Source organism: Bacillus sp. 166amftsu, assembly GCF_900107445.1.
Classification (GTDB): domain Bacteria; phylum Bacillota; class Bacilli; order Bacillales; family Bacillaceae_G; genus Bacillus_A; species Bacillus_A arachidis.
The window spans coordinates 122,396-134,168 of sequence record NZ_FNQA01000009.1 but is presented as its reverse complement, the minus strand read 5'-3'; the positions used below and the strand labels follow the sequence as shown (position 1 = coordinate 134,168).

Here is an 11,773-nt window from a genome sequence, read left to right as displayed (position 1 = left end):
TCACCAACTAGCTAATGCGACGCGGGTCCATCCATAAGTGACAGCCGAAGCCGCCTTTCAATTTCGCGCCATGCAGCGCAAAATGTTATCCGGTATTAGCCCCGGTTTCCCGGAGTTATCCCAGTCTTATGGGCAGGTTACCCACGTGTTACTCACCCGTCCGCCGCTAACTTCATAAGAGCAAGCTCTTAATCCATTCGCTCGACTTGCATGTATTAGGCACGCCGCCAGCGTTCATCCTGAGCCAGGATCAAACTCTCCAATAAAGTTAGTTTGTCTAGCATCTAAAATAAAAATTGACGTTTCACGTTGTTTGTTTCGTTTAGTTTTCAAAGTTCAATATCGCGTTTCAGCGACTTTCATAATATAACATAATATATCATTTTCGTCAACAAGTTTTTTTGATAACTTATATCCCTCATTTGCTGACTCTGCCTATTATATAGGCTTTCTCTTCTCTATGCAAGTACTATTCCAAAAAAAATAAGAGGGGGGAGATCCTCCTCTTATTCTTCAGAAGCTTCTTCGCTTCCCTCATCGTTATCATCATCTTTTTGCGCTTTTGCTACCGTTGCAACTTCATGTTCATCACCTAAACGAATTAGTCGAACACCTTGTGTATTACGTCCCATTTGGGAAATTTGATCAACCGGCATACGAATAATGACACCTGCAGCTGTAATTAGCATAATATCTTCTTCACCTGTTACAGATTTAACTGCCACTAATTTACCGTTCTTTTCTGTAATATTACAAGTTTTTAGACCTTTACCACCACGGCTTTGCAGACGATATTCCTCAACTGGTGTGCGTTTTCCATAACCATTTTTTGTTACAATTAAAACATTCATATCCTCTTCAACAATTTCCATGCCTACAACTTGATCTTCATCGCCTAGTGTAATAGCTTTTACACCAGCAGCATTACGTCCCATAGAACGCACATCTTGCTCATTAAAACGAATTAACATACCGTTGCTTGTTCCAACGATAATGTCCTTATCACCAGATGTTAATCGTACAGAGATTACTTCATCCTCTTCACGAAGAGAAATTGCAATTAAACCATTCGTACGTATATTTGCAAACGACGAAAGAGGTGTTCTCTTAGAAATACCTTGTTTTGTTGTAAAGAATAAGAATTGATCATCACCAAATTCACGAATTGGAATAATGGCATTGACCCACTCACCTTTGTCTACTTCTAACAGATTAATAATTGGTATACCTTTTGCCGTACGGCTATACTCTGGAATTTCATATCCTTTTGTACGGTATACTTTACCTTTGTTTGTGAAGAATAGAATATGATCATGTGTAGACGTTGTCAATAAGTGCTCAACGAAGTCATCATCATTCGTACCCATCCCTTGTACACCACGTCCCCCGCGGTTCTGTGTTTTGTACGTAGAAGCAGGTAATCGTTTAATGTAACCATTATGAGTAAGTGTGATAGCAATATTTTGCTCTGGGATTAAATCCTCATCTTCAATTGCTTCCATACCACCAATTGTAATTTCTGTTCTTCTTTTATCATTAAAACGTTCTTTTACTTCCATTAATTCTTCACGGATGATTTCAAGAACCTTTTCTTCATCTGCTAAAATTGCTTTTAATTCAGCAATTAACTTCATTAAGTCTTGGTATTCTTGTTCAATTTTTTCGCGTTCTAGTCCTGTTAAGCGTTGCAGGCGCATATCTAAAATTGCTTGCGCTTGTTTTTCACTTAAACCGAAACGTTCCATCAATCCTTGTTTTGCAATATCAGCAGTTTTTGAACTACGAATTAATGTTATTACTTCATCAAGGTGATCCAATGCGATTCGTAGTCCCTCTAAAATATGAGCGCGCGCTTCTGCTTTCTCTAATTCATAAGCAGTACGTCTACGGATAACTACCTTTTGATGCTCTAAATAATAATATAAAGTTTGTTTTAAGTTTAATACTTGTGGCTCTCCATTTACTAGGGACAGCATATTAATACCGAAACTAGTTTGAAGCGCTGTATGTTTATATAAATTATTTAATAGTACGTTTGCATTTGCATCACGGCGTACTTCCATGACAATGCGCATACCATTTCGATCTGATTCATCGCGTAAATCTGTAATACCTTCAATTTTCTTATCTCGAACTAATTCCGCAATCTTCTCGATCAATCTTGCTTTGTTAACTTGATAAGGTAGCTCTGTTACAATAATTGCTTGTTTTCCATTGGTTTTTTCTTCAATTTCAACTTTAGCACGAAGTATAATAGAACCTCGTCCTGTTTCGTATGCTCTTCGAATGCCACTTCTTCCTAAGATTAGACCCGCCGTCGGAAAATCTGGTCCCGGAATAAATTCCATTAATTCTGCAATAGTTATTTCAGGGTTATGGCTCAATGCTAGTACGCCATCAATTACTTCCCCCAGTTGATGTGGCGGAATATTTGTTGCCATACCAACCGCTATACCCGTTGTACCATTTACTAATAAGTTAGGGAAACGTGCAGGTAGTACAATCGGTTCTCTTTCAGAGCCGTCATAGTTATCTTGGTAATCTATCGTGTTTTTTGTAATATCACGCAATAGTTCCATAGAAATCTTAGACATTCTTGCTTCTGTATAACGCATTGCTGCAGCCGAATCTCCATCAACAGAACCGAAGTTACCGTGTCCATCAACCAGCATATAACGTTGGCTAAAATCTTGTGCCATACGTACCATTGTTTCGTAAACAGCTGAATCACCGTGCGGATGATACTTACCGATTACTTCACCAACGATACGTGCTGATTTCTTATATGCTTTATCAGCAGTAATCCCTAAATCATTCATTGCGTATAAAACCCTGCGATGCACAGGCTTTAATCCATCACGAACATCTGGTAGTGCACGAGATACGATAACACTCATCGCGTAATCTAAAAATGAAGTACGCATTTCGTGACTAATATTAATTTCTCGAATTCGTGCTTGTTGTTGATTGTCTGACATCAACGAGCACCTCCTCTTACATTTCCGTTACACATACATTGATTTATACGTAGAAGACAGGAACGCTCAGATTCCCGTCATTACTTACTTAAATATCAAGGTTTTTCACGTATTTTGCATTTTCTTGGATAAAGTTTCGACGCGGTTCAACTTTATCACCCATTAAAATTTCAAACGTTTCATCTGCTTCAATTGCATCTTGCAGAGAAACTTGAAGTAATGAACGTACTTCTGGATCCATTGTCGTTTCCCATAGCTGAGTCGGGTTCATTTCTCCAAGACCTTTGTAACGTTGAATGCCTGGTTTTGGCTGAGCTGGTAACTCTGCTAATATCTTTTCAAGCTCTTTATCATTATAGGCATATTGAATTTTTTTCCCTTGTTGCACTTTAAACAATGGTGGTTGTGCGATATAAATATAGCCATGCTCAATAATTTGACGCATATAACGATAGAAGAACGTTAATAATAGGGTACGAATATGTGCACCATCGACATCAGCATCTGTCATAATAATAACTTTATGATAGCGAGCTTTTTCAATATCAAAATCTCCACCGATGTTTGTACCAATTGCCGTAATGATCGTACGTACTTCATCATTAGATAAAATTTTATCTAATCGCGCCTTTTCAACGTTAATAATTTTACCTTTCAGTGGTAAGATTGCTTGGAAATGGCGATCACGTCCTTGTTTTGCCGATCCTCCTGCAGAGTCACCCTCTACGATATAAATCTCACTTATTGATGGATCTTTAGAAGAACAATCCGCAAGCTTCCCTGGTAAACTTGATACTTCTAACGCACTCTTTCGACGTGTTAATTCACGCGCCTTCTTCGCTGCTACACGTGCACGTGCTGCCATTGTTCCTTTTTCTACAACCTTACGGGCAACGTTTGGGTTCTCAAGTAAAAACTTTTCGAATGCTTCTGAGAAAACTGATTCTGTAATCGTTCTCGCTTCACTATTTCCAAGCTTTGTTTTCGTTTGTCCCTCAAACTGTGGGTTTGGATGCTTGATAGATACAATTGCTGTTAATCCTTCACGTACATCTTCACCTGTGAGGTTACTATCAGCATCTTTTAGGATGTTGTTTTTTCGTCCATAATCATTTATTACACGCGTTAAAGCAGTCTTAAAGCCAACCTCATGTGTACCACCTTCATACGTATGAATATTATTCGTAAATGAATAAATATTGTTTGTATAGCCTTCGTTGTATTGAAGAGAAACTTCAACTTGAATTCCATCTTTCGAACCTTCTACATATACAGGTTCTTCGTGAATCGGTTGCTTCGAGCGATTTAAATGCTCAACATAAGATTTAATCCCACCTTCATAATGGAACTCTTTCTTTTGCTTATTTTCACGTCTATCTTCAATTGTCAATTTAATATTACGATTTAAAAATGCTAACTCACGCATACGAGTTGCTAACGTATCAAAATCATATTCTGTCGTTTCTTTAAAAATTTCTGAATCTGGCTTAAAGCGAGTTATTGTCCCTGTACGATCTGTTTCACCAATTACTTTTAAATCCGCAACCGGAACACCTCGTTCATACTTTTGGTAATGAATCTTACCTTCACGGTGTACAAATACCTCTAACTCTGTTGATAGAGCATTTACAACAGATGCCCCTACGCCATGGAGACCACCCGAAACCTTATAACCGCCACCGCCAAATTTACCGCCAGCGTGAAGTACAGTCATAATAACCTCTACAGCAGGACGTCCCATTTTTTCCTGTATACCAACTGGAATACCACGACCATTATCCGTTACACGAATGCTATTATCTTCTTCAATACTAACGTTAATCTCATCACAATATCCTGCTAATGCTTCATCAATACTATTATCAACAATTTCCCATACAAGATGATGAAGACCTTTTCCGCTTGTAGATCCAATATACATACCAGGACGTTTTCGAACTGCTTCTAGTCCTTCAAGCACCTGTATTTGACTTTCATCATATGAATTTTCCTGCATTTGCTTTTGTTCCATTGACACAAAGATCACCTACTTTTCCATTTAAACAGAAATTATGCTCTGTCTATTTCACAATCTACCGTGCCGCTTTTTACATGAATTGTTTTCGCTTGCTTTAATGTTTCGTGTTCAATTCCGTCGACACTCGTCGTTGTCACAAATGTTTGCACTTTTCCTTGAATTGTATTTAAGAGATGCGATTGACGATAATCATCTAACTCTGATAATACATCATCTAATAAGAGGATTGGGTATTCTTTCACCTCTGAATAAATCAATTCAATTTCAGCTAACTTTAGGGAAAGTGCGGTTGTTCGTTGTTGTCCTTGTGAACCAAAGACTTGAACATTTTTACTATTAACGAAGAATTGTAAATCATCACGATGAGGACCAATTAAAGTTGTACCACGGAAAATTTCACGTTGTTTCACAGACTGAAAACTTTCATAGTATACTTCTTTTATTTTCGACAAATCCATTGATTCTGATACATCTACGCTCGGTTTATAGACTATTTCTAACTCCTCTAATCCTCTACTAATACCACGATGGATTGGAGCAGCCCATTCTTGTAGTAATTTCAAAAACTCAAAACGTTTTTGTAAGATTTTCGTACCATGTTCAATGAGTTGAAGTGTAAATACATCCAACATCGTTTCCTCATTTTTACTATTCCCTTGCATTTTTTTTAGCAAGTGATTTCGCTGCGTGAGCACTTTTTGATATTGACTTAATTCATACAAATAGACAGGTGCTATTTGTCCAAGTTCCATATCTAAAAAGCGTCTTCGTACTTGAGGGCTTCCTTTTACAAGATTTAAATCTTCTGGGGCAAACATAACAACATTCATTTCACCAATGTATTGGCTCAACTTTTGTTGTTCTAGTTGGTTTAATTTTGCCTTTTTGCCTTTTTTAGAAATATTTAATTCTAAAGACAAAGAACTATTTCGTTTTTGTAATCTACCTTTTATTTTACCATAATCCTCATCCCATCGGATAAGTTCACGATCGTTCGAAGTTCGATGAGATTTGGCCATCGCTAATACATAAATAGCTTCCATCAAATTCGTTTTCCCCTGGGCGTTTTCACCAATAATTACATTCACTTTATCCTCAAAGGAAAGATCTAGATATTCATAATTGCGATAATTTTTTAATTGTAATTCTGTAATATACAAAGGGCTCCCCCTTTATGATTGAACTTGAAATGTTCCGTTTCCCGGAATTTCAATAATATCATTTGCATATAACTTTCTGCCTCTTCTATTCTCAGGCTCTTGATTGACGTATACTTCATACTCCTGTAAGAACCATTTAACAGCGCCACCTGTATCGATTACATCAGCTAACTTTAAAAATTGCCCTAGTGTAATATACTCTGTTGAAATCTTAATACGTTTCATAAAATCTCTCACTTTCTGAAAGTGTTCATTCTTTCATTGTACTAAATAAACCAGCATTAGGAAAGTAATACCCCGAAAATCAAATAAGGGCTACTAGCATATTTTAACTAGCAACCCTCACTCTCACTTAGTAAGTACGAACCGGTAAAATTAATTGGATGATGGAATCATCATTTACTGTACGAATTAAGAACGGTCTCATTGCTCCAGTAAAACTAATTTTAATTTCTGTACTATCTAACGCTTTTAATGCGTCCATCATATATTTTGCACTAAAGGAAATTTTTAATTCTTCCCCTTCTACGTTTTCACATTGAACTTCTTCTACTACTTTCCCGATTTCCGGTGAATTTGAAGAAATTTCTAGCATTTGCTCTTCTAACGTTGATAATTTTACAACATTATTGCGACCATCTCTTGCTAGCAAAGAAGCACGATCAATTGCTTGTAAAAACTCTTTTGTATTCACAAATATGTCTGTTTTACTTTCTGCTGGAATTAATCGAGTTGTATCTGGGTAATTTCCTTCTAATAATCTTGAGAAGAATAATAAATGTTTCGTTCGGAATAATACTTGATACTCTGTAATGACGATATCTACCATTTCCTCAGACTCATCTAAAATTTTACTTAATTCATTCAAACTTTTTCCAGGAATAACAACATTCGCTTGAAATTCCTCAGAAATTGTATGACCTTCAATCTTTGCTTTACGAAGTGCTAGTCTGTGACTATCTGTTGCAATACAAGTCAACTCGCTGTTATACACCTTCCAGTTTACACCTGTCAAGATTGGACGCGTTTCTGAAGTTGAAACAGCAAATACAGTTTGACGAATCATATGTTTGAGTAAATCTGTTGGAAGCTTAAATACATGGTGCTCCTCAATTTGTGGTAATAATGGATATTCTGCAGAATCTAAGCCATTTAAATTAAACTCTGATTTTCCAGATTTTATTTTTGTCATAAAATGATTTTCTACAGAAATTTCTACTGTATCTTTTGGTAATTTTTTTACGATCTCGCTAAAATATTTTGCTTGTAAAACAATACTTCCTGATTGTTCAATTTCAACAATTTCTTTTCCATCTTCTTCAACTGGTATAAAAGATTCAATTGAAATATCAGCATCGCTTCCTGTTAACGTAACACCTTCTTCAGTTGCAACAACTTTAATTCCTGTAAGAATGGGAATTGTTGTACGAGAGGAAACTGCTTTCATTACATCTTGTACACTTCTTACAAGATAGTCTTTTTGAATTGTAAAACGCATAATAAAAACCTCCGGGAAATATAAGATTTTATTTATTTAATAAAGATAAAAAATAGTAGTAATAGTAATAGGGCTTGTGGATATGTGGATAACTGTATTTAGAGACGGAAAAACAGTCTATCTACATGTGGATAGACTGTGTGTAAAACAAATAAAGTTATTCACACTATTCAGCTACTACCTTAAAATATCATTGATTTCTTCAACTTGTTTTTGCAGTTGCGTATCAGTCTTTAATAGCTTTGAAATTTTTTCGTGCGCATGGATAACGGTTGTATGATCACGTCCACCAAATTCTTCCCCAATTTTAGGTAAAGATGAATCTGTTAACTCACGTGATAGATACATTGCAATTTGGCGCGGAAATGCGACTGATTTTGTACGTTTTTTTGCTTTAAAGTCCTCTAATTTAACCTGAAAAACATCTCCAACAGCCTTTTGAATATCATAGATAGAAATAATCTTTGGTTTAGAGTTTGGAATAATATCTTTAAGTGCTTCAGCAGCTAAATCTGCATTTATATCTTTATTAATTAGAGATGAATAAGCAACAACTCGAATAAGTGCACCCTCTAATTCACGGATGTTCGAGTCAATTTGATTTGCAATATAGAGCATGACTTCGTTTGGGATATCGAGGCCTTCCGCTTTCGCTTTCTTTCGTAAAATTGCAATTCTCGTCTCTAAATCTGGCGGCGTAATATCTGTAATAAGCCCCCATTCAAAACGGGAACGAAGGCGATCTTCTAATGTTGGAATCTCTTTTGGCGGTCGATCACTTGAGATTACGATTTGCTTACTTTCTTCATGCAATGCATTAAATGTATGGAAGAACTCTTCTTGTGTTTGTTCTTTTCCAGCAAGGAATTGAATATCATCTATAAGCAGGACATCAACATTACGATATTTATTACGGAAGTCGACCGCTTTATTATCTCGAATTGAGTTAATAAATTCGTTTGTAAATTTTTCCGATGACAAATAAACCACTTTGGCATTTGGATTATGCTCAATGACATAATGGCCAATTGCGTGCATTAAGTGTGTTTTTCCAAGCCCAACGCCCCCATAAATAAATAGCGGGTTATATGCTTTGGCTGGTGCTTCAGCAACTGCTAATGAAGCTGCATGAGCAAAACGGTTCCCAGAGCCAATAACAAATGTATCAAACGTATATTTTGGATTTAACATGCTCTGTGGTAAGTGACTAGATTCATCATTTATTCTCTTCTTTTTAGCAGGAGGATAGTCAATCTCCTCTTCAGTTTGACTTTGGGGAATAATAAAGCGAATTTCTAGTTTTGCTCCTGTTAAATCATAAAGTGTTTCTGAAATCAGTTCTGAATAATGAGATTCTAGCCAGTCACGAGCAAATTCATTTGGAGCTGTAATCGTTAATATATTTTTTTTCAAAGCATGTGCTTTAGTGGATTTCAACCACGTTTCATAACTTGGTTTACTCACCTTTTTTTCTAGTTCTTTCAAGGCACTATTCCATAAATCAGAGATATTTTCCAAAGGTGTCCCTCCTTTACAAAGATGGTAAAAGAATAAGGTTGCGCAATGATTGTACAACCTTCCAAAACGTAAATGTATATTTATACGAAACGTATTTTAAAACCCAAAAACGTCGTTTGTATACGAGATAGAGTTTTCGACAAAAAACACAAATGTGGACAAGTGTTTACCCACATGTGATTAAAACTGTCCACATGTTATGCACAAATTGTGGATAAATTAAAACTGTGGAAAACTTGTTCAAGGTGAAAACACAACTATAATATCAAAAAAAGATAGCTATAGCAATGAAATTCAAAAAGTTATCCACAAAATCAATACCTTGTGGAATAAACTTGTCCACAATACGATATACTGTGTAAAAGCGGGAAAATAATTTGTGGATATAAAAAAATAAAAAATACATTATCCACAACAAAATAAAATAGCTGTGAAAAAATTTGTGAATAGGTTCAATATGAATATTTGATGAAAATTTGGAGAACCATTGACATTTTCCTAGTTGATTAACTATAATTTATAAGACTGTCTTTAACAGATATTCCTCAGGGAGGTGTCATATAATGAAAAGAACTTACCAACCAAATAAACGTAAGCGCAGCAAAGTACATGGTTTCCGCAGCCGTATGAGCACAGCGAACGGACGTAAAGTGCTAGCAGCTCGTCGTCGTAAAGGAAGAAAAGTATTATCTGCGTAGACCACTGATCGTTCAGTGGTCTTTTTTTCTAGTAATAATGAATTTCCGCTGATGAAATACAGGAGTGTCAATTGATATGAAGAAAAAGAATCGTGTAAAGAAAAATGATGAATTTCAGGATGTTTTTCAAAATGGGAAATCAAATGCAAATCGTCAGTTTGTGGTATATCAGCTTGAAAAAGTGGAGCAACCATACTTTCGAATTGGTCTTTCCGTTAGCAAGAAGTTGGGCAATGCAGTAGTGCGTAATCGAATTAAGCGTATGATTCGCCAATCGATTACAGAATTAAAAGATGAGATAGATTCTGGAAAAGATTTTGTTATAATAGCAAGGAAGCCTTGTGCAGATATGACATATGAACAATTGAAGAAAAGCTTAATTCATGCCTTTAAGCGCTCTGGTATGAAAATAACAAACAAGTAGCGTAGGGAAAGGAAAATGAATTACACTATATACATACCGAAACAAGGAGGAGTAGGCTGTGAAAAAGAAGATAGGCTTACTAGCCATGGTTATTGCATTAATGGCAGTTACTGCAGGCTGTAGTGAAACAAATCTGCCGATTACATCGAAAAGCACAGGGATTTGGAATGAATATTTCGTATACCCGCTTTCTCAGTTAATCACGTATTTTGCAAAATTATTTGGTAATAATTATGGTTTAGCGATTGTTGTTACAACTCTTATTATTCGTTTTGCGTTATTACCATTAATGATTAAACAAACGAAGAGTACGAAAGCAATGCAAGCGCTGCAACCAGAAATGGTGAAATTAAAAGAGAAATATAGCTCTAAGGACCAAGCAACACAACAAAAACTGCAACAAGAAATGATGCAGCTATATCAAAAGAATGGTGTAAACCCATTAGCAGGTTGTTTACCAATCTTTGTTCAAATGCCGATTTTATTCGCATTTTACCATGCGATTATGAGAACGGCAGAGATTAGTAAACATACATTCTTATGGTTTGATTTAGGTCAGGCAGATCCGTACTATATCCTTCCAGTTGTTGCGGCAATCACAACATTTATTCAGCAAAAGGTTGCCATGGCAGGTACTGCTGGACAAAACCCACAAATGGCAATGATGGTTTGGCTTATGCCGATCATGATTTTAGTCTTCGCAATTAACTTCCCAGCAGCATTATCACTATACTGGGTAGTTGGTAACATCTTTGGTATTGCTCAAATGTATATGATCAAAGGGCCTGACATTAAGGCTAGTAAGGCAGGAGGATCAAGCAAGTGAGTATAATTACTGCTAAAGGACAAACAGTCGAGCTGGCAGTACAAGATGCTTTAAGACAATTAAAAGTTTCAAGGGATCAAGTAGATGTGAACGTTGTTGATGAAGGCAAGAGAGGGTTCCTCGGCCTTATAGGGAATCGTCCAGCTATCGTGGAAGTTGTAGTGAAGAAAGATCCTATCCAAGAAGCTGAGCAGTACTTAAAAAGTGTTGTTCGGGAAATGGGTGTGGAAGTGATGATTACGAAAAATGTAAAAGGTCGAGAAATTGAATTCACACTTTCTGGGAGAGATGTAGGGATATTAATCGGAAAAAGAGGCCATACGTTAAATTCTTTACAATATTTAACAAAACTTGTTGCAAATCGTAATACGAAGCAATATATCGGTATTACAATTGATGCTGAAAACTATCGTAGTAAGAGAAAAGATACGTTAGAATCGCTTTCTTATCGATTAGCAAAACAGGTAATGGTAACTAAAAAAAATGTTGTATTAGAACCAATGCCCTCTTTTGAGAGAAAAATTATTCATCAAGCATTGTCCAATCATCCGAATGTAATTACAACTTCTGAAGGTAAAGAACCACATCGGCATGTAGTAATATCTTCCAAATAACCGGTTGCTCATTTGAGTACCGGTTTTTTTGTGAGTGTAT

General features: G+C 36.2%; 10 protein-coding genes and 1 rRNA gene. 4 read left to right on the top strand and 7 right to left on the bottom strand.

The window, feature by feature from the left end:
* The 7 genes from BLV40_RS19110 to dnaA all read right to left on the bottom strand — a co-directional run.
* Window positions 1-266: ribosomal RNA gene (locus BLV40_RS19110) — 16S ribosomal RNA — on the bottom strand; the annotation flags it as partial.
* Between the two features lie 240 nt (window positions 267-506).
* The gene (gyrA, locus tag BLV40_RS19105; protein WP_026592176.1) at window positions 507-2,978 is read right to left on the bottom strand and encodes a DNA gyrase subunit A; all 2,472 of its coding nucleotides are present in this window, start codon (window positions 2,976-2,978) and stop codon (window positions 507-509) included.
* 88 nt (window positions 2,979-3,066) lie between these two features.
* Window positions 3,067-4,989 carry a DNA topoisomerase (ATP-hydrolyzing) subunit B gene (gene gyrB, locus BLV40_RS19100; RefSeq protein ID WP_035415036.1) on the bottom strand — a complete coding sequence of 641 codons (1,923 nt, stop codon included), beginning with the start codon at window positions 4,987-4,989 and terminating at the stop codon, window positions 3,067-3,069.
* A gap of 38 nt (window positions 4,990-5,027) precedes the next feature.
* Complete coding sequence (gene recF, locus BLV40_RS19095) at window positions 5,028-6,155, bottom strand: DNA replication/repair protein RecF (RefSeq protein WP_026592174.1); 1,128 nt, start codon at window positions 6,153-6,155, stop codon at window positions 5,028-5,030.
* Between the two features lie 12 nt (window positions 6,156-6,167).
* The gene (gene yaaA, locus BLV40_RS19090) at window positions 6,168-6,380 is read right to left on the bottom strand and encodes a S4 domain-containing protein YaaA (RefSeq protein WP_026592173.1); all 213 of its coding nucleotides are present in this window, start codon (window positions 6,378-6,380) and stop codon (window positions 6,168-6,170) included.
* 127 nt (window positions 6,381-6,507) lie between these two features.
* The gene (gene dnaN / locus BLV40_RS19085) at window positions 6,508-7,653 is read right to left on the bottom strand and encodes a DNA polymerase III subunit beta (RefSeq protein WP_026592172.1); all 1,146 of its coding nucleotides are present in this window, start codon (window positions 7,651-7,653) and stop codon (window positions 6,508-6,510) included.
* A 177-nt stretch (window positions 7,654-7,830) separates the two neighbouring features.
* The gene (gene dnaA / locus BLV40_RS19080) at window positions 7,831-9,171 is read right to left on the bottom strand and encodes a chromosomal replication initiator protein DnaA (protein WP_026592171.1); all 1,341 of its coding nucleotides are present in this window, start codon (window positions 9,169-9,171) and stop codon (window positions 7,831-7,833) included.
* 563 nt (window positions 9,172-9,734) lie between these two features.
* Here dnaA and rpmH point away from each other — a divergent pair.
* From rpmH to jag, 4 genes are all read left to right on the top strand, one after another.
* Window positions 9,735-9,869, top strand: a complete 135-nt coding sequence (gene rpmH, locus BLV40_RS19075) for a 50S ribosomal protein L34 (RefSeq protein WP_000831901.1) — start codon at window positions 9,735-9,737, stop codon at window positions 9,867-9,869.
* A gap of 76 nt (window positions 9,870-9,945) precedes the next feature.
* Window positions 9,946-10,293: a ribonuclease P protein component gene (rnpA, locus tag BLV40_RS19070; protein WP_090692836.1), complete on the top strand. Its 348-nt coding sequence runs from the start codon at window positions 9,946-9,948 to the stop codon at window positions 10,291-10,293.
* A 58-nt stretch (window positions 10,294-10,351) separates the two neighbouring features.
* Window positions 10,352-11,119, top strand: a complete 768-nt coding sequence (gene spoIIIJ, locus BLV40_RS19065; protein ID WP_026592169.1) for a YidC family membrane integrase SpoIIIJ — start codon at window positions 10,352-10,354, stop codon at window positions 11,117-11,119.
* Window positions 11,116-11,733, top strand: coding sequence for an RNA-binding cell elongation regulator Jag/EloR (jag, locus tag BLV40_RS19060; RefSeq protein ID WP_090692834.1), 618 nt, complete (start codon window positions 11,116-11,118; stop codon window positions 11,731-11,733). Before spoIIIJ ends, jag begins: the two co-directional genes overlap by 4 nt.
* The last annotated feature ends 40 nt before the right edge of the window (window positions 11,734-11,773 follow it).